This window comes from Oceanispirochaeta sp. M1, assembly GCF_003346715.1.
Classification (GTDB): domain Bacteria; phylum Spirochaetota; class Spirochaetia; order DSM-2461; family DSM-2461; genus Oceanispirochaeta.
In genome coordinates this window covers 1-18114 of the sequence record NZ_QQPQ01000011.1, presented here as the reverse complement: position 1 = coordinate 18114, position 18114 = coordinate 1, and the positions used below count along the sequence as shown (strand labels likewise).

Sequence of the window (18114 nt, the reverse complement as noted above, 5' to 3'; positions counted from 1 at the left end):
TCTTGAAAAAAGTTGTATTGTTGTTATTGATTGGAATGTTATCCATTGGAACCCTCAGTGCTGCCGGACAGGCTGAAGAAGTGAGTATTGATTCATGGCCGGAGGGCGCTGTTACTGTTATCTGCCCCTGGGCAGTGGGCGGTGTAGCCGATATGGTCAACAGAAAAGCGGCCACATTCGGTGCTGAATACCTTGGTGTTCCCATTCTGGCAACCAATGAACTGGGTGCCGGTGGCAATGTAGCTCTCACAAACTATCTTAAAAACGCAGCTAATGCCGAAACTCTTATATTCGCTGGTGAAGGTGCTTTTTCTATTGCCCCCAATGTGGATGGCTCCGATGCCCTGCGCTTCACATATGATGATTATGTACCCGTAATCAATCTTTATTCTGCCATCTTTGTAATGACCGCCGATGCAAAACTGAATATTACAGATCTGGAATCTCTCAAGGCCTACGCCAAGGGTAAAAAAGTGAAGGTAGCCGTAAACGGTGTTGCCGGTTCCGAAGCCTTCCTGGCAAAAGCCCTTTTCAAAGAACTCGGTCTTGAACTGGATCTGATCAGCTACAACGGTGCCAACCTGGCCCTTGATGCAGCGTCTAAAGGAGAAACCGCATTTGCAATATCTCATCAGTCCCAGGCGAAGGGCAGCGTTGAGGGAGGAATACTGAATCCCGTTGTCGTCTTTGACAAGGATGGGGTGAACAATGATGTATTCAAAAATGTTAAGGGTGTGGGAGACTACGGTTACACAGCCTACTTCAGAAACCGCTGTTTTGTCATGGCCAGAAAAGGAACTGATCCAAAGGTTGTTGATAAGATCCGGACAGCCTATCTTGCCATAATGGAAGAGCCCGAAATAAGAGAGTTCTACAAATCTCTGATGATCGAAATAGATCCCATGGAGCTGGCTGACTTTGACAAGCATGTTGAAGATGTCATCGCCATCGTCAAAAGCAATCAGTAAGTTTTACTAAGTTATCTCTAACGGCACAGGGTTGTAAAAGCTGCTCCCTTGTGCCCTATTATTTTAAAAAAGGATCACTATGGATTCCAAGCCCATTCATCCCATTTCAAAATTGTCTGCGATTCTTGATAATCTGGATGGTTTCATTGACAGGACAGGCCTTGCCCTGGAACAGAGGAAGTTTAAACTATACCCCTCCATGGCCGGTTCCGCCCTTTTTCTGGCACTCTCCGGTCTCATTTTATTAATAATGCCCGGTCAGATTAAAATACAGCCCGATCAAGCCATCACAGCCAGAACCTTCCCTTCAATTCTGGCCTATATGATGATGGGAGGAGCAATTCTCAATCTGATAAAGGACCTGATCAAACTGGGCCGGAAAGAGACAGTTCCCTTCAGCGAAGTATGTCTGTTCACCGAAATAAAAGCATTAATTCTGCTTTTATTTCTTATCATCTATGCCCTGCTGATGCCGCTCATCGGATTCATAACCAGTTCTGTCATCTACGGCATCCTGATGCTGTTCTACTTTCGAATCAGAAACTGGAAATACTACCTGCTGCTAACTGTGCTGGCAGTTATCATCGGATTCCTGTTTAAAAATATCTTACACGTTCGGCTGCCCTAGAGGATATATTATGAATTTGTTTATAGAAGGCTTTCAACAGCTGTTTCAACTGTCAAACTTTATAGCAATGAATATCGGACTGCTCCTGGGGATGATCTTCGGAGCCATACCCGGTCTGACTGTTATATTATGCATTGTTCTCTTTCTTCCCTTCACCTACTCCATGGGTGCCATACAGTCCTTTATGTTTCTACTGGGAATGTATTGCGCGGGAAGCTTTGGAGGATCGATTTCTGCTATTCTGATCAGAACTCCCGGAACCCCGCATGCCACGGCGACCATGCTGGACGGCTACCCCCTGTCCCAAAGAGGCCAGACTCATAAGGCCCTGAATATCGCCCTCCAGGCATCTACCTTCGGAGGCATAGTCAGTGCTGTGATTCTCCTGTTTCTGGCACCTCAGGTCAGTGTTTTTGCTCAAAAGATGGGTACTCCCGAATATTTTCTTGTGTGTGCCTTCGGACTGACCATCATTGCCGGTGTATCGGGTAAAACCCTGATAAATGGAATTATGGCAGGTGCCCTGGGACTGTTTATTGCGACCATCGGTCTGGACCCCATGACAAGCAATACACGATTTATATTCAATAATATAAATTTGTATTCCGGATTCGATCTGGTAATCTGTCTGATCGGACTCTTCGCTCTGAGTGAAATACTGGGGAAAAGTAAAAAAGAGAAAAAAGTTGAAACCCCTCAGCTCCATAAAGAAGAAAAGAAACTCAATAAAATAACCAGGGCCGATTATAAAAAGATGGCTAAGCCTGCCATTATTTCATCTCTTATCGGTGTCATCATAGGCATCATACCGGGAACTGGTGCATCCATGGCCTCCTTTGTCAGTTATGACAGAGCTAAGAGGATGAGTAAGACTCCCGGGGAATTCGGCAAGGGTTCCATTGAGGGAATTGCCGCAACCGAAACGGCGAACAATGCGGTCACAGGGGCAACATTGATTCCCCTCCTGACTCTGGGGATTCCCGGAGACGGCGCTGTGGCCATTATGCTGGGTGCCCTGATGATCAATGGACTGACACCCGGACCAAAGCTCTTTGTCAATCATGGTGTGACTATGTATGCCATCATGCTGGGGCTTATATTTGTTAACATATTCATGTTTCTCCAGGGAAAATTCCTGACACCGATCTTTGCAAAAATAATCAGGATACCCATCGCCATTCTGACCCCGATTATTGTGATATTCTGTTTTGCCGGGGCCTACTCTGTCAAAACATCCATGTTTGATATCTATGTCGCTCTCAGTTTCGCCGTCCTGGCCTATATCCTGAATAAACTGGAGATTCCCACCATTCCGGTTCTACTGGGACTGGTTCTGGGACCCATCACGGAAGAGAATTTCAGACGATCCCTCAAACTTTCCGACGGGAGCTGGAATATCTTTGTCAGCTCTCCCATAAGCATTGCATTGATCCTGATCATTGCGCTATCCCTTTTTGTTATCCTGAAGGGCAAACTGAATGAAAAAACACCAGGAGATCATGTTGAAGAAGCCTAATATTATTTTTTACTTTTCCGACCAGCAGAGAGCCGATACCTGCGGCTGCTACGGACAGGAACTCGATATAACACCCCAGCTGGATGCATTGGCCCATGAGGGGGTCCGTTTCGAACTTTCTTTTACACCCCAGCCTGTATGCGGTCCCTGCCGGGCCCTGCTGCAGACAGGGCAGTACCCCACAACAAACGGCTGCTTCAGAAATAGCATTGCCCTCCCCCTGGAAAGCCAAACCCTGGGAACACATTTTACCGATGCCGGGTACGAAACAGGGTATGTAGGCAAATGGCATCTGGCTTCGGACGGCGAAATGGAGAAGCCCCCAGTCATCGATTATACGGATGCTCCTATCCCGCCGGAACGAAGGGGCGGATACAGGGGATACTGGAGAGCCTCAGATGTTCTTGAGTTTACCTCAGACGGATACGGCGGTTATATCTTTGACGAAGACATGAACAAGATTGAGTTTTCGGGTTACAGGGCCGACTGCATCACTGATTTTGCCCTGGATTTTCTGAAACAGAGATCAAAGGATAAACCCTTTTTTCTGACGGTATCCCATATTGAACCTCATCATCAGAATGATGCCCATCACTACCAGGGCCCCATAGGCTCAAAAGAGAAATTCAGGGAGTTCCCGGTTCCCGGAGATCTCGAAGGTAAGGAAGGTGATTACAGGGAGGAGTATCCCGATTATCTGGGGGCCTGTGAGAGTGTGGACAGAAATCTGGGACGCATAATCCAGAGCCTGAAGGATGAAGGCATTTACGAAGAGACAATCATTGTTTTCACCTCCGATCACGGCTCCCACTTCCGCACCAGAAACCAGGATGACCATCTCAACGGTTATGATGATTACAAGCGGAGCGGCCATGATGCGTGTCTTCGGGTTCCCCTTGTAATACGAGGCGGGGCCTACAAGGGCGGCATGGTCGTGAAAGACCTGGTCAGTACGGCCAGCCTCCCTAAATCCCTGTTGGCCATGGCCGGAATTCCTGAAAGAACTCCCATGATCGGGGAAGATCTTCTATCTGTGGTCGAAGGCAATCCCGAGCGGAGCAACGATGTCTTTGCCCAGATATCCGAAAGCCGGGTGGGCCGTGTCCTCAGAACAGAGGATTATAGCTATGGAGTCTATGCCCCGGGTAAGCATGGAGGCATTCATCCCGGCAGCCGGGAATACGAGGACGACTATCTGTATGATCTGAAAAAAGATCCTTATCAGCGAGATAATGTGATGGATGATCCGGCGTATCAGGATGTGAAGATGACGTTAAGGACCAGACTGGTGGAACGAATCTGTGAAGCCGAGTATGACGGAGTGAACTCCATGGTCAGAATCAACTGAATCCGAAAGGATTCAGGCGGCAATGAGGGGGTCAGCCATTAAAATAAGAATCGATTTGACCCCGCTGAACATCTCTGTTAATTTGGAATAAAAGGTTGGTGCTTCTGGAAGAACTGAAAAATGAAATTGTAAACCAGAAAAAATACCGCAGGGTTTATGACTACATAAAAATATTTATAGATCAAAATAAATTTACTCTCAACAACAAGCTCCCTTCAGAAAATTTCCTCTGCAGCAAATTTTCAGTCAGCAGAGAGACCGTTCGTCTGGCCATGAAGATCTTACGGGATGAAGGGAGGATCTACTCGGTTAAAGGGAGCGGAACTTTTTTTGACAGAAACTATGCCCTGAAGGAGAACGGCCCCGAGGACAGATCTAAAATTCAGATAGGATTTATTACCCAGGGATATGATTACAATACGAGTTCGAACCTTGTCCGGGGCATCAAGCATTCATTGAATAAGGATTCCATAGAACTGAAGATATTCATTACCGACAACAAACTGTCCAATGAACGCAGCTGTCTTAAATCCTGCTCTACAGGTTTTGACGGATTGATAGTAGACGGCGTCAAGGCCAGTATCATGAATCCCAATCTTGACTGCTACTCCCTGATAGACAAGAAGAATACAAGGCTTATCTTTTTTAACAACTACTATATGGGCTCACCCTACCCCAGGGTGACGATTGACGATGCCCAATGTGCTGATGAACTGGTCCGCAGACTCACGGAAAACGGACACAGACACATTGCCGGTATCTTTATGTATGATAACTACCAGGGACAGGAAAAATACAACGGTTTTATGCGCAATATCATCAAATACGACGCTGTCTTCAAGGATGAGTATGTCAAATGGTGTGTCTCTGACGAAAGTTTTAATAAAAAGAGCTTCCCCGGGACCCTATGGAAATTCATAAAGAGTCTCCCCCGGGTCACGGCCATTGTCTGCTGCAATTACATGGTTCTGAATATGATAATGGAAATATTCGCAGAAAAGGGAATCTCCGTACCAGGTGATTATTCTGTTGTAGGTTTTGACTATTCCGGCTCTGACTGGAAGGAACGGAAAATCACTGCATCCATTCACCCCGGATTTGAAATGGGAGTGAAAGTCGGACAGAATATACTGAAAATGGTTGATGATCCCGACTTCAGAAATCATGACTATTCCTATGTATTTCCTCCCCATATCAATGAGGGAGAATCGATTCGAAATCTTAAGGAGTAGCTTTATTCCGGACCTGTCACCGCCGCCGGGAGATCATCCTTTCCTGATAAATTCTTTATTCATAGACTCCCGTGATTTCAGATGCTTGCATGTGTCGCAGAAAAAGCTGACAGACCCGCAGCTGGACATTTGAGTCACAGTATTCATACAGACTTCACATTTAAACAAGATCTCCCAAGAAATACCGCATTCACTGCAGCTGTATAGAGTACCGGCACCCTTGAGTGTTCCATTACAATCAGGACAAACCATAAAAACCTCTCTTATATACCTGAATTTTACTTAATTTATTCCAATAGATATATTTCATCTGCCCGGAGGAAGGTAACATGTTTTCCAGGCCTTCCTCTCAGGATTTCTTTCAATTCTATCATTCTCTGCCTGTTGGCAATTGAACCTTCTATTATCAGTTTGGAATTACCGTTCAGATAGGTTCTGGTGGACATGGTGAACTCAAATTCTCTGTCAGAAAGGATCTGTATCAATTCTGTTCTATCTTTATCGCTTTCCAGTGAAATACGGACATAATACTGCCTTTGACCAATAAGTTGTTTATCCAGCTTCTTTTTGATAAATCCACTTAACTGGCCCCCCAACATTGATCCCAGACCGTAAATTATCACATAGTAGGGATTCTGCTGCATCAAAGATAGAATTATCTTTATGACAGTGATGCCATACATGGCTTCAAAAAAATTGATTCCAAGAGAATAGAACCTGTTCCCTCTGCTGAATGCATCAATCTTGGCAAGGAAAAGGGTATCCTGACCAATTCTTAAGAGAAGGATCATTCCAGCAATTTGAAGTACATCTGACATATTATTCTCCCAGGTAACAGAATGAGCCAAATATAGTCATTTGGATATAATGTGTATAGCGTTTTACTCTATTATAAACCAATCTGTATTAATATATGTATAGCCTGCCTATGGGCGGACGGGCTCTCCGCTTGAGCTACTTCTTGGAAGATAGATTAAAAAAATATGACAAATTTCCTCTGACATAAGTTATACTTCCAGCGCAATGATTTTAAAATTAAAATAAATTAAATTAGGATAGAACATGAATATAAAAACCCAATTCAGATTAGGCATAATTACAGTACCGGCAGTGGCAAACAGCCTGCTGTTACTCCTGATGTATAATCAGTTTTTAAAAACCGGCACAGGTCAAGTCCTGATCATCATCATTGTTCAGGCAATTCTGACACCACTTGTTTTAAATATAGTTTTAAATAGCAAAGTCAGACTCTTTGATAATGCTTCCATACCATCTATTAATGAGAAAGAGTCCTATGAAAACTTTCTATCTACAATAAGTTCTTCACCCTTAAAAATCCTTTTAATATTTCTTCTGTCGAGCTTATTAAATATCGGGATTATCTCAATCTATCTGATGAATTTTACAGATGTGAACGGAATTTATGTTGCTGTCTTCTCAGGCCTGGTTCAGGCCTGTTTTATGCTGAGCGCCGGACTCTCTTATATACTCCTGGATAACCTGATCGTGCACTTTCTTTCAGAAGCAAACCTATTCATCTGCTCAGACACTATGCTTCTTAAAAGACAAAAGAGTAAACATATTATTATCCCATCGTTTATGACTCTCATGTCACTCCTGTTTGCATCCTCATTAACCTTCCTGATATTTCTGAGTCATGGAAATGCTCAGATGGAGAGCATTGATTTATTGAAAAGTATTATTATAAAGTCCGCACCCTATACTATCGTCTTTATTGCTGTGGCCATATCTCTTGTCCTTATCTGGGCTAAAAACTCATCTCTCCTCTATAAAATTGTGAATGACAGACTTGCCGAAATGGTCTCTGACGAAAAAGATCTGACTAAGAGGATAAATATATCATCAGTAGATGAGCTTGCCACAATGAGTCATCGAATAAACAAATTCAGTGACTTAATCTGTGATCATTTAAAAAAAACCGGCCAAATGTTCGGCAGCATGAAATCCTATCAGAACAGTCTGTTTGAAAACATTACAAAATCCTCGGAGAGTGTTCATGAAATCGGTGAAGGCATAAACAATCTGACAGCGACCATTGAGAATGAATACGAGAGTGTAAAGGCTGCCCTTCATACAGGACAGTCTCTTGGAGAGAACCTCGATAAGATTGTAAACAAGGTTGAGATGCAGTCAGAAAGTGTCACAGAATCATCTGCTGCGGTAGAAGAGATGATAGCCTCCATCCGGGAGGTATCACAGCGGACATCGAAAGTTAAAATCAAGACAAAAGAGATTACAGGAGTCTTTAGTGAGGGTCAGGAGAAAATTGATCTCACAGTATCGTCTGTCTCCAATGTGGTTGAATTCTCAAAGAGTCTTATTGAGATCAACTCCCTTATATCGGGCATTGCAGCCCAGACCAACCTGCTGGCCATGAATGCAGCCATTGAAGCGGCTCATGCAGGAAATGCAGGAAAAGGATTTTCGGTTGTTGCTGACGAAATCCGGAAACTGGCTGAAAATACAGCCATCCATACCAAAACAAGCAGTGTGAACCTTAGAAAAATATTAAGCGAGATAGATATCTCCCGGAAAGTAGCCGAAGAGACTGGTAAGATATTCTCTGAGATGAAAGATGGAATTGAAATTATTGATAATGAGACCGTTTCCATCACTGAATCCATGGTAGAACATGATGTAGCAAACAAGCAGGTACTCGATCAGCTGATGAACACTAAAGAGATGACAGAAAACCTGAATACCCTGACTGCCACCATCTCAGAACAGGGAAAAAGCATGCAGGATGCTCTCACATTGCTTGAAAACAACTCAAGCCACTCCTTTGAAAACTGTAAAGAGATCAGCAGGAAGAATGCAACAGTCAGTGAGAATGTAGGTGAATTGATATCAATCACACAGAAAACTGATGACATAAGTAATAAGACGATGGATCTTGTAAAGTCATTCAAGGTTGAATAGACGGGGCCTCCTGGCGGACAGGCGGTTCTTCCTTAAAAAAGGATACCAAACAATGAAAAAGATGTTAAATAATGATGCCCTGACATTAGTTCTCATAGCTGTTATCAGTTTTGTAATATTCAGTAAATTTGATGTTTTAGAGAAAGCTATAGAGTTTGCTAGACGATATGAGGCCTATGAAATTGATGAAATTATTTCAACCAGTCTTGTTCTTATGTTTGCTTTATTATGTATTGTAATTAAAAATAAAAAAAAGGTTCTCCGACTCAATACAGAATTAGAAAAAAAACCAAAAAAGCTGGAAGATGCTATTGGTGAAATTAAACAGTTAAAAGGTATCCTTCCTTTATGTTCATACTGTAAAAGAATACGGGATGATTCAGGTTCCTGGGAACAGGTAGATACCTATCTTCAGAATCATTCTGGAGCAGATATAAGTCACAGCTTATGTCCTGATTGCTTAAAAGAGCATTACCCGCAAATTGCAGATAAAATGAATAAGAAACATTAAACTTATCTCTCGAGGGTAAATGACAGTTCCTCAGGAAAACGCTGCCGTATATCCAACATAGATCCCAGGGTTAAAACCACAACCCAGGCATCACAGAAACGAAAATCACCCTTAGATCCCAGCCAGTGATGGGCGTAATCCCAATTTGTTTGGTTGATCTGTTCCGGTTGCCAGCCCAGGAAATCTTTTGAGCGTCCCAATCTATTTGTTTCTGTGGCGATCAGCTGAGAACAGGCATCCATGAGCAGATGGGCATATGCTTTCCAGCTCTCTTCACCCCTGGCCTTCCACAGCCTTAAGAAATCATAGGCCGAGTAGAATCCTATAAAATCCAGATGATGATGCCCCACAGAGACGGATGTAAGCCCCAGGGTTTGAATCCCCTGTTGAGCCGCCTTGCTGCCGGGTCTGAAAGGGACGTTATAGGTCCATGTCCAACTCAGAATATAGGACGCCGCAATTTCAGCCTTGTCCAGATACTCAGGATTACCCATATGCTCATACAAATCCATAAAACTTCGTAAAAGGATCATGGCAGCCTCTTTATCCACACAGTCCGCGTCGAGGGTATCTCCATAAAAATCATTATTTTCGATCATCCGGCCATAGTAATCTGCGGCCTTTATTAAGGACGCGGTGATCTCTTCGCTCTTCCCGAATAATTTTTCGTATTCAATAAGAAAAGGTATGATGTGGGCGCCGTTACTGGTTTCCCCATCCAGGAGCTCTCCCTCACGGCTCCACCAGCGGCCGTAGCTCCCCCCATCCTCTCCCTGGAGTTGGTGATCTAGAAAAAAACGGACTGTTTTCCTGATCATAGTGTGTATTTCCGGAATCTCCCGCCCCTGTGACTTGAGCAGCGAATCCAGCCGCAGAAAGTAGAGCATAGCCTCTCCGGTACTGCGGGTATTAAAACCCGTACTGAGCTTCTTTTCAGGATCGGGCCCGCAGTAGCTCTCCCAGCAATGTTTCTTCAGGTTGTAGGAATCGTAATAACCGCCATTGTCCTGTGCCCCTTTTACAAAGAAGCGGGCAATCTGCTCTGCCTGATCAAGAAGTTTTTCCTGACCCGTTTCCTGTGCCAAACGGGCCAGAATGGTGGCGGCTTCTATGTTTCTGCCCAGAAAAGAGGCAATGAGCCTTCCGTACCAAAGTTGAAAAAACCCATTCCCCTTCCCCATTTTCAATCCGTAGACTCCCCGTTTGGGGTCTTTGTGAATAAGAAACTGAATATGATTCAGTTTCAATCCGGCAATGCGGCTCCAGCTGAGGGGGAACTTCTTCTCTCTGTGAGGAGGATTACCATCCAGGGCCTTCTCAGACAGATATCGATAGATAAAGGCCGGGTTTTCCAGGTCCTCCCGGCAATTCAGGTAAAACCGTCGGGAATAATTGAAGGGCAGGTCCTGTTTTTTCAGGGAATAGACGCTTTCACTCCGGCCTGCCAGCCCCCCCAGGAACAGCCCTTTTTCCCGGTATGTTCCCGGCTCTTCACAGTAGGGAACCTGGATATCAAAAAAAGTATGTCCCTCTGATTGAAAAGTTTTAATACTGGAAAGGTCCTTTTCTTTATCAGCAGGATCGCTGTGAAGTGAAATAAAGGTCTTATCATTGTGCAGAATGGAGCAGGATGGTATGGGCATCCGATCTTCTCGAAAAGACCAGCCTATGTTCAGACCACCCTTAGGGTAATGCCCCTGCCCCCTACGGTTTTCATCATACATGACAGCCGGGACCACCCAGTTGTTCAAACTATCATCGCCAACTTCAAAGAGGCAGTGGAGCTTCCATTTTCCCGGCTTGTTTATCTGCCATTTGCGATCTATTACAATTTGTCCATCTTTTTCAGAAAGAGTATCAGATATTGTGGCTGAACCCAAATCCACCAATACTGTGGTATCCGTAACTTGGATAGAGGATGCAAACAGGCTGTGTTTGTCCCGGGTGATCCTGTAGATCAATTTGCCTAGAGTACGATTGTTCTGAACAAGGGTAAGGGATGAATCGTGCTGATTCTCTGTTAAGTAAATCAAATTGATGTCTCCTTCCGCTTTTCTATTTCTACCTTCATCTCATCAAATTGTTTCCTGGACAATGGAATAGATGTTTTTGGGGCCGCCGTTCCTTCGGACCGGACAGGCTCTTCACTCCAATGCCCTTTTGCCAAGCCCTGATCGGGCTTGCTCCGCGCCGCCCTGGCCTTAGCGGGCATTTCCGCTGCGATCCTTCTGCTGAGAATCCGTACGCGCATCTTATACCAACTGATACACGACCATGTGGAATTGAATAATAAGGATCTATTGACCCTGGATTTAGAGGCAGGGAATTCAGGTTACTTTATTTTCTTATTGGATATTTGTCTTTCGATTTTTTCCATTACACACAAAACAGTCCGTTCCGCAGGAGAGAATTCCAATTCTGAAAGACTCTTTCTCTTAAGAATAATTTGATAGATAATGCCCCATTGTTGAATTTCAGCCTGTTTTTCGGTTTCAGATAACATTAACAACTCCTAGAAAGGGATTCAATTACATCTGTGAGTTCAATATTATGTTATCTTCAATATACCACGGTTCAGGAATTCATAAAATTTATTTTTTTGATCCTCTACAGAGCATTGGTGGCTGCTCTCATTTCATTTGCGAATCAGATGAGGCCGAGAGCCATCTGAACGAGAAGAGAGACAATCACAACCACCAGAGAAACAATCCCGCCTAGAATCAGTGAAGGTCTTCCGGCCTTTAACAAACTCCTGATATCAGTGTTTAATCCGATGGCCCCCAGGGACATGGTTATAATAAAAGCACTGGTACTTTTAAGTATTCTCTGGAAATCAGAAGAGAATACTAAGAGACTATTTAATCCTGTCATCAAAACGAATAAGAGTATAAACCAGGGGATCATCTTAGCAATGGAGATGGAGGCAACAGACTCGCTGGTTTTTCTTTTTCTGATTGCCATAATGCCCTGCAGCATCAAAGCAATGGGAATAAGCATCGTAGTACGGGCCATTTTTACAATCACAGCGATATCTCCTGCTTCCCGGCTGTAAGCATAGGATGCCGCGACCACAGAACTTGTGTCATTGACTGCCGTACCCGACCAGATACCATATCCCAGGTTGCTCATTTCCAATGCCTGTCCCATGAGAGGAAACAGTAGAACCATGATAATATCAAAAAGAAAAGTACCGCTGACTGCATAAGCCACATCCTCATCATCAGCTTCAAGCACCGGAGCCAGAGCTGCAATAGCACTCCCCCCGCAGATCCCTGTTCCCAGTGCAATTAGATTCCGCCGTGTAAAACTGAGATTAAAGATGTATTTACCAACCAGCCAGGCTGAAAAAAAAGAAGCCCCCAGGGTGAAAATCATGACCTGAAGGGAAGCCGTTCCAGCTGATAACAGCTGATTAAAGCTCAAGGTTCCCCCCAGAAAGATAATTGCTGTTTTAAGCAGCTTTTTTGAGGTAAATGTTAAACCGGGTTTTATTTTATCCGGTAGGGAAAAGAACGATCGAATTATCATACCAATAAACATGGCAATGACTGCAGAACCCAGGAAGTGAATGGTATGACCTAAGAATGTGGATATTAAGGCTATTCCTACAGAAACGCCAATCCCGAATAGTAAAGTTATATATGATTTCAAATCTATACTCCTGGAAAATTAATCTTATAGAGAGTCTATAAAAAACATAGAATTATGTAAAATTATGATTTATCATCAAGCCATAAGATTTACTAATGTCTCAAGGAGCTCATCATGATATTAAGTATTCAGTTTGAAACTTTTTTGAGAGTGGCTGAAACTCTGAATTTTACAAAGGGAGGAAATCAATTAGGGCTAACACAGTCGGCTGTATCTCAACAGATACGCTACCTGGAGGATCATTGGGGGACCCCTTTATTCCTGCGTAAAGGTCGGGGAGTAGAATTAACAGAGGCCGGGGCATTCATGTATTCCAAAGGAAAACAGATAGAGCAATTATCCCAGAGGATGACTCAGAAATTGGGAGGCTACAAACAGGGGCGGCGCTCATTTCGAATAGGCGCAACCCTGACTGTGGGTGAATATATAATTCCTCCGGTCATTGCAGCCCTTAAGCAAAAGGAAGCTCAGTATGATTTATTTTTAGACATAGGAAATACGGCTGCCATTATAGACCAGCTGGCCAAAGGTGTTCTGGATTGTGCCGTGGTGGAAGGCTTATTTGATAAAACAGCGTTTAAATATATTACCCTTCAGCAGGACGAAATGGTGTTTGTCTATTCACCCCTGGAAGAGATGCCCGAGACAATAGGCCGGGGGGATCTGAAGAAGATGATTCTGCGGGAAGAAGGATCGGGAACATATGAATATTTCAGGGATTACCTGAAAAAGAATTCCATTATTCTTGAAGAAGATTCAATAATGATGAGAGTGGGAAGTCTGACTGCCATCAAATCCATGGTTATCTCTGGAATGGGTTATACCATAATCAGCAGGGAGGCCGTGAAAGAGGAGCTCTCAGATGGCCGTTTAGCGACCCGGCCACTCCTATGGGGTCCCCTCATCAGAGACCTGACACTGGTCTATACCGATTCATCACCCTATTTTTTTGTAGAAGAATTACAGACTGTTGCTGCCGGGATGAACAATTCAATTTAATCAATTAAGTTCCTGGCAGTTGGTGCTCAAAATTTACTGACCAGGACTTGCTGATACCTTCACACCCAGAACAGATGTTCCTTCATCAGTACTTCTTCCCCCTCCCAGCGATAGGCGGCTAGAAATCCATCTTTGGCAACACTGTAATCCAGACAGAGGGCCTTATCAGTTAACAGTCCCGGCTCTCCTTTAAACCAATAATGACCAAAAAACACAGGACCAAAATCATCGGAGCTTCGAAAGTCTGTGGCCCCAGGGTCCCACCAATTGATCCGGGTTCTATAGCGCAGGGTCCCATCTTTATCAGTGAAACTGACCCCTTCGGGTAAGGGAGCTTCCATTCCTTTTAAGAGAGCATCCACCGCCTTGTACAGACTGGGCTCCGGGGTATCCAGGGATGCCTTTTCTGGTTTACGGGTCGCCTGAATCAGTTGATTATCTGGAAGCTGCTTTTCGGGAGTCAGAAAGGGGCTCAGGTAGTTGATATAAGAGGGATGCCAGCAGGCATGGACTGCTCTCAGCCCCGGCAAGTCCAGGTAGAGGGGCAGAGTCTTAAACCAGGAAATAATCTCCTGATGAAGGGACGCATTTCCTCCCAGCTGAGCCAGAAACTCTTTATGCTGATTCTTGTTCTTTTCAATATCATGGGATCTTAAATACTCACCGGGATTCTCAGGATCGGGTGTATGCCAGGCGATGGCGTTAAACTCATGGTTTCCCATAACTGACAAAGCATTCCCGGAGTCCATCATGGAACGAACCAAAGTGATTGTTTCCAATTGCCGGGGTCCCCTATCAATAAAATCTCCTAAAAAGATGACCTGTCTGTCCGGGTGTGACCAGCTTCCCCCTTTCCGGGAATAACCCAGTTTCTTAAGAAGAGCCACCAGTGCATCCAGATATCCGTGAATATCACCGATGATATCGTAATTCATAACCCACTCCTTATCTGATTCAAATTATATACCTTATCCCCGTAACAGAGCATTTTCAGTATTTAATGCTGTTTTGATTTATTAAAATTATTGGGGCCGCCGGCCCATGGCCGGACAGGCTCTCCACTCCAATGCCCCTTTGCTAAGTCCTGATCGGGCTTGCTCCGCGCCGCCCTGGCCTTAGCGGGCATTTCTGCTGCGATCCTTCGGCTGAGAAACATTGAACCGTCCTGACATCCTGCTTTTTATAGCATATCACTTCGGACATTATCTCAACACATTAAAGATCTGCTTTGAATTGTAATAAGAAGAAAAATCATACTCCTCAAACACAGGGATTTTCTTATCCCCATTAATCATCTTTTCCAGATCCTTTTTAGGAGTATAATTAATAATATTAGTGAGCAATGAATCAGGGCAGGTTTCCAAACCACAAACTTCATCATTTAGAAAAGTATCCCAATAAAAAAGTGGTTTTCTGTTTAGTAATAGTCACCGTATCCGTTAGTACTGAAAAAAGGGGAACTTTACTCTTCCGTGTAAACCATTTATCAAGAGCCTGAATAGCTTGAATCCTGCAGAAATAGGGTACATTTTTAAGAGTATTACTAATGACAATTGTTGGTTGGAATCTCTTATTACAATTAGAGCAGCGAATGGTTCGATTCTCAGTCAGCCACTTCCTTTTCATCCGGAATATCCCGTCCTTCTTATGTAGCTTTGCAAATTCCGGAGTAGGAATATCATTCTGATAACTGTCAGAAATCTCCTGAGTATAATGATACTTCTTACAATGAGGGCAGAAATGGACAGGTATAAACTCAATTGATCCCAGTTTAAAAATTGCCTCCGGTTCCATAAGAGAAACATTATTTTGAATCTCCTGAATATTGGATTTGTAGACCGTGACATGAGCAGCCTGGAATCTATCCAGGGATTTAAAAAATAGATCCTTATTTTCAACTCCAAAAGAAGCGGAGACTCTCTCACCCAGCTTCTGAAACGTTCTGATAAATTTTCCTCGTTTCTTATCGCCTGTTGATATTGCTGTTAATAATTGATCTATTTCTTCTTGTGATAACACTTCTGTCATAATCAGTCCTCCCTGGAAATATTACTATATTTAAAGAGAAGGACATAAAATGAGGACATAATAAAATAATAAGCTGTGCCAACGACACTGTAATTCAGACAGAGCGCCTTATCACTTAATAGTCCTGGATATGGTCTATTAAAGGGAATAGAACTTACAAGCAGCCTAGAGCTTTATTGACTTGAGGGAGCACTATATTAGAGTACGACCCGGAAAACATCTTCATTCTGATCCCCTCCCATAGGTTTGAAAACAAGATAGGCCAGGCCGTAAACAGAGCTGGTCTTGACTCAATCTCTGTCACCGACTACAGCTTTGACTTCATGGGCACAGGGAAGGTCAGGATATCCACCCTCCACTCCAGCAAGGGGTTGGACATGCCGGTAGTCCTTCTCTTCCTCCCCCACCTCATCCTGCCCCAACAGAACCTGGACGCGGAAGCCTCTCATCAGCTCAAGAAGAACCTGCTGTATGTCAGCATGACACGGACCATGGACCTGTTGAATGTGTTTAGGAAGGATGAGATTGATGAACCGATCCTGCAGGAGATAAAGAAGGCCTTTGAGGCTTGAGATTCCTTTGGCCCGCAAGGGCTATCCCATTAAATATCATTCAATGTCGATATATGCGACAAATTCATTGGCTTTTTTGTCGATATATGCGACAATAGATTATAAAGGGGAAAGCTTCGTGATATTGATCAACGAACGGAAGATGCTAAAGGAAACTAAGAAATATAACAAAGCTGGTAAAGAACTGGAAGCATTCAAGGTAGTTCTGAAAAACTGTAAAGCAACTTGTTTCAGAGAGTTTAAGGAGCAGTTCCCTTCCGCAGATCGAGTCGGTGATAAAGAAGTGGAAGTTTGTATTGACATCAACCGCAATGTTTATCGCCTGATTATCAAGAACTATTACGGTGAGCAGAGGACAGTTTTTAAAGAGTTCCTGACTCATGATGCTTATATGAGAAAATATCGGAGCTAAGGAGATAGAAATGATAGCAGTACAAGAGAAAGTACAGTTCAGTAAAGAGATTGCAAAGTTTGAAATAAAAAATGAGGAACAAGCTATCCAGACTGAAGAACTACTGGAAGAGGTTCTGGAAGCTGTCGCTGAAGGAAATGAAGATCTCCGAGCTTTCATGGGTTTCCTTGAGTATGAGCTGGAAAAATATAAAACGACTCTGATTGAAAAAAAAGCTACAGGTGCAGAGGTCTTGATTTTTTTGATGAAACAGCACGGACATGTGCAGAAAGATCTAAGTTATCTAATCTCAAGATCAACTATAAGTGAGCTTCTGAATGGGAAGAGAGAATTCACAACAGAGCATATGAAGAAATTGGGTGAGTTCTATAGAGTATCTCCCGCGGTGTTCATGTGCAACAGCCAAGGTAATTAAACGCGATCTAAGGTAGTGATCAATAACAGACAAAAGGCTAAAATTGAGCTGGATCGCATTTCGGAGAAATGAGATGATCAGTATCCTTCTATCAGTAATTATTATGGATCTTTCAGACTAACATTCCCTGCAGATGATTCCAGGCTTCAAGGGGGCTGTTCCCTTTCGCAAGGCTCAAACACCCGTCCCGGATAATCAATTTTTTCAATAAATCAGCCCCCGAGGCATTACATTTTTGATCTGAAAGGGAAACAAGAGGGTGAAAAGAATACCCAGCTCTCCATTGCAGCTTCAATGATAAACAAAGGCTTTGATCTTAGCATAATTAGTGAGATTACAGGCTTGGACAAAAAACAGATTGAAGCGATAAAATCTGAGAGACATTAAACAGTCCTGAGTTTCCTGCTTCTTATAGCATATCACTTCGGACATTATCTCAACACATTAAAGATCTGCTTTGAATTGTAATAAGAAGAAAAATCATACTCCTCAAACACAGGGATTTTCTTATCCCCATTAATCATCTTTTCCAGATCCTTTTTAGGAGTATAATTAATAATATTAGTGAGCAATGAATCGGGGCAGGTTTCCAAACCACAAACTTCATCATTTAGAAAAGTATCCCAATAAAAAAGTGGTTTTCTGTTTAGTAATAGTCACCGTATCCGTTAGTACTGAAAAAAGGGGAACTTTACTCTTCCGTGTAAACCATTTATCAAGAGCCTGAATAGCTTGAATCCTGCAGAAATAGGGTACATTCTTAAGAGTATTACTAATGACAATTGTTGGTTGGAATCTCTTATTACAATTAGAGCAGCGAATGGTTCGATTCTCAGTCAGCCACTTCCTTTTCATCCGGAATATCCCGTCCTTCTTATGTAGCTTTGCAAATTC

The 18114-nt window shown here is 43.3% G+C and carries 21 protein-coding genes; 11 read left to right on the top strand and 10 right to left on the bottom strand.

The window, feature by feature from the left end:
• Positions 1–2 precede the first annotated feature (2 nt).
• The 5 genes from DV872_RS09395 to DV872_RS09375 all read left to right on the top strand — a co-directional run bounded on the left by DV872_RS09395 (position 3) and on the right by DV872_RS09375 (position 5692).
• Positions 3–968 carry a tripartite tricarboxylate transporter substrate binding protein gene (locus tag DV872_RS09395; RefSeq protein ID WP_147283135.1) on the top strand — a complete coding sequence of 322 codons (966 nt, stop codon included), beginning with the start codon at positions 3–5 and terminating at the stop codon, positions 966–968.
• Positions 969–1047: 79 nt separating this feature from the next.
• Entirely contained in the window at positions 1048–1596 is a 549-nt protein-coding gene (locus DV872_RS09390) for a tripartite tricarboxylate transporter TctB family protein (protein ID WP_114629670.1), read from the top strand.
• Positions 1597–1606: 10 nt separating this feature from the next.
• Positions 1607–3112, top strand: coding sequence for a tripartite tricarboxylate transporter permease (locus DV872_RS09385; RefSeq protein WP_114629669.1), 1506 nt, complete (start codon positions 1607–1609; stop codon positions 3110–3112).
• On the top strand, positions 3099–4460 hold the full coding sequence (locus tag DV872_RS09380) for a sulfatase-like hydrolase/transferase (RefSeq protein ID WP_114629668.1): 1362 nt from the start codon (positions 3099–3101) through the stop codon (positions 4458–4460). Before DV872_RS09385 ends, DV872_RS09380 begins: the two co-directional genes overlap by 14 nt.
• Positions 4461–4558: 98 nt before the next feature.
• Complete coding sequence (locus tag DV872_RS09375; RefSeq protein WP_233516419.1) at positions 4559–5692, top strand: GntR family transcriptional regulator; 1134 nt, start codon at positions 4559–4561, stop codon at positions 5690–5692.
• Between the two features lie 33 nt (positions 5693–5725).
• On the opposite strand, the gene DV872_RS27265 is transcribed toward DV872_RS09375, so the two are convergent.
• Together DV872_RS27265 and DV872_RS09365 are read right to left on the bottom strand one after the other, a co-directional pair.
• Positions 5726–5944: a zinc-ribbon domain-containing protein gene (locus tag DV872_RS27265; RefSeq protein WP_114629667.1), complete on the bottom strand. Its 219-nt coding sequence runs from the start codon at positions 5942–5944 to the stop codon at positions 5726–5728.
• Between the two features lie 35 nt (positions 5945–5979).
• Entirely contained in the window at positions 5980–6510 is a 531-nt protein-coding gene (locus tag DV872_RS09365; RefSeq protein ID WP_114629666.1) for a hypothetical protein, read from the bottom strand.
• Positions 6511–6754: 244 nt separating this feature from the next.
• Between DV872_RS09365 and DV872_RS09360 the strand changes: the two genes are divergently transcribed.
• A complete protein-coding gene (locus tag DV872_RS09360; RefSeq protein ID WP_114629665.1) occupies positions 6755–8632 on the top strand; it encodes a methyl-accepting chemotaxis protein in 1878 nt (625 codons plus the stop codon).
• 52 nt (positions 8633–8684) lie between these two features.
• Positions 8685–9143 (top strand): hypothetical protein, encoded by a 459-nt coding sequence (locus tag DV872_RS09355; RefSeq protein ID WP_114629664.1) that lies wholly within the window; start codon positions 8685–8687, stop codon positions 9141–9143.
• Positions 9144–9145: 2 nt separating this feature from the next.
• Here DV872_RS09355 and DV872_RS09350 read toward each other — a convergent pair whose 3' ends face one another.
• The 4 genes from DV872_RS09350 to DV872_RS09340 form a co-directional block, all read right to left on the bottom strand.
• Positions 9146–11176, bottom strand: a complete 2031-nt coding sequence (locus DV872_RS09350; protein WP_114629663.1) for a hypothetical protein — start codon at positions 11174–11176, stop codon at positions 9146–9148.
• Positions 11173–11394 carry a hypothetical protein gene (locus DV872_RS09345; RefSeq protein ID WP_147283134.1) on the bottom strand — a complete coding sequence of 74 codons (222 nt, stop codon included), beginning with the start codon at positions 11392–11394 and terminating at the stop codon, positions 11173–11175. Before DV872_RS09345 ends, DV872_RS09350 begins: the two co-directional genes overlap by 4 nt.
• Before the next feature lie 81 nt (positions 11395–11475).
• Entirely contained in the window at positions 11476–11646 is a 171-nt protein-coding gene (locus DV872_RS26540) for a hypothetical protein (RefSeq protein ID WP_158546905.1), read from the bottom strand.
• 143 nt (positions 11647–11789) lie between these two features.
• Positions 11790–12794 (bottom strand): YeiH family protein, encoded by a 1005-nt coding sequence (locus DV872_RS09340; protein ID WP_114629661.1) that lies wholly within the window; start codon positions 12792–12794, stop codon positions 11790–11792.
• A gap of 114 nt (positions 12795–12908) precedes the next feature.
• Here DV872_RS09340 and DV872_RS09335 point away from each other — a divergent pair, with 114 nt between their 5' ends.
• A complete protein-coding gene (locus DV872_RS09335; RefSeq protein WP_114629660.1) occupies positions 12909–13793 on the top strand; it encodes a LysR family transcriptional regulator in 885 nt (294 codons plus the stop codon).
• A gap of 59 nt (positions 13794–13852) precedes the next feature.
• Here the strand turns inward: DV872_RS09335 and DV872_RS09330 are convergent, their stop codons facing one another.
• The 3 genes from DV872_RS09330 to DV872_RS09325 form a co-directional block, all read right to left on the bottom strand.
• Complete coding sequence (locus tag DV872_RS09330) at positions 13853–14728, bottom strand: metallophosphoesterase (RefSeq protein ID WP_114629659.1); 876 nt, start codon at positions 14726–14728, stop codon at positions 13853–13855.
• Between the two features lie 62 nt (positions 14729–14790).
• Positions 14791–14949, bottom strand: a complete 159-nt coding sequence (locus tag DV872_RS26535; RefSeq protein ID WP_158546904.1) for a hypothetical protein — start codon at positions 14947–14949, stop codon at positions 14791–14793.
• 221 nt (positions 14950–15170) lie between these two features.
• A complete protein-coding gene (locus tag DV872_RS09325; protein ID WP_114629658.1) occupies positions 15171–15821 on the bottom strand; it encodes a hypothetical protein in 651 nt (216 codons plus the stop codon).
• Positions 15822–16144: 323 nt separating this feature from the next.
• Here DV872_RS09325 and DV872_RS09320 point away from each other — a divergent pair, with 323 nt between their 5' ends.
• The 3 genes from DV872_RS09320 to DV872_RS09310 all read left to right on the top strand — a co-directional run bounded on the left by DV872_RS09320 (position 16145) and on the right by DV872_RS09310 (position 17220).
• Positions 16145–16393 carry a 3'-5' exonuclease gene (locus DV872_RS09320; protein ID WP_114629657.1) on the top strand — a complete coding sequence of 83 codons (249 nt, stop codon included), beginning with the start codon at positions 16145–16147 and terminating at the stop codon, positions 16391–16393.
• Between the two features lie 118 nt (positions 16394–16511).
• Positions 16512–16805, top strand: a complete 294-nt coding sequence (locus DV872_RS09315) for a type II toxin-antitoxin system HigB family toxin (protein ID WP_158546903.1) — start codon at positions 16512–16514, stop codon at positions 16803–16805.
• Between the two features lie 10 nt (positions 16806–16815).
• A complete protein-coding gene (locus DV872_RS09310; RefSeq protein WP_114629655.1) occupies positions 16816–17220 on the top strand; it encodes a type II toxin-antitoxin system HigA family antitoxin in 405 nt (134 codons plus the stop codon).
• A 606-nt stretch (positions 17221–17826) separates the two neighbouring features.
• On the opposite strand, the gene DV872_RS26960 is transcribed toward DV872_RS09310, so the two are convergent.
• A partial coding sequence (locus tag DV872_RS26960) for a hypothetical protein (RefSeq protein ID WP_216664378.1) occupies positions 17827–18114 on the bottom strand: 288 nt, incomplete at its 5' end.

Bases quoted from the DNA above. Each gene is read 5' to 3' on its own strand.
- DV872_RS09335 (WP_114629660.1), top strand. From the start codon at position 12,909: ATGATATTAAGTATTCAGTTTGAAACTTTTTTGAGAGTGGCTGAAACT.
- DV872_RS09325 (WP_114629658.1), bottom strand. From the start codon at position 15,821: ATGACAGAAGTGTTATCACAAGAAGAAATAGATCAATTATTAACAGCA.
- DV872_RS09310 (WP_114629655.1), top strand. From the start codon at position 16,816: ATGATAGCAGTACAAGAGAAAGTACAGTTCAGTAAAGAGATTGCAAAG.
- DV872_RS09330 (WP_114629659.1), bottom strand. From the start codon at position 14,728: ATGAATTACGATATCATCGGTGATATTCACGGATATCTGGATGCACTG.
- DV872_RS09365 (WP_114629666.1), bottom strand. From the start codon at position 6,510: ATGTCAGATGTACTTCAAATTGCTGGAATGATCCTTCTCTTAAGAATT.
- DV872_RS09360 (WP_114629665.1), top strand. From the start codon at position 6,755: ATGAATATAAAAACCCAATTCAGATTAGGCATAATTACAGTACCGGCA.
- DV872_RS09390 (WP_114629670.1), top strand. From the start codon at position 1,048: ATGGATTCCAAGCCCATTCATCCCATTTCAAAATTGTCTGCGATTCTT.
- DV872_RS26540 (WP_158546905.1), bottom strand. From the start codon at position 11,646: ATGTTATCTGAAACCGAAAAACAGGCTGAAATTCAACAATGGGGCATT.
- DV872_RS09320 (WP_114629657.1), top strand. From the start codon at position 16,145: ATGGGCACAGGGAAGGTCAGGATATCCACCCTCCACTCCAGCAAGGGG.
- DV872_RS26535 (WP_158546904.1), bottom strand. From the start codon at position 14,949: ATGTTTCTCAGCCGAAGGATCGCAGCAGAAATGCCCGCTAAGGCCAGG.
- DV872_RS09345 (WP_147283134.1), bottom strand. From the start codon at position 11,394: ATGCGCGTACGGATTCTCAGCAGAAGGATCGCAGCGGAAATGCCCGCT.
- DV872_RS09355 (WP_114629664.1), top strand. From the start codon at position 8,685: ATGAAAAAGATGTTAAATAATGATGCCCTGACATTAGTTCTCATAGCT.
- DV872_RS09385 (WP_114629669.1), top strand. From the start codon at position 1,607: ATGAATTTGTTTATAGAAGGCTTTCAACAGCTGTTTCAACTGTCAAAC.
- DV872_RS27265 (WP_114629667.1), bottom strand. From the start codon at position 5,944: ATGGTTTGTCCTGATTGTAATGGAACACTCAAGGGTGCCGGTACTCTA.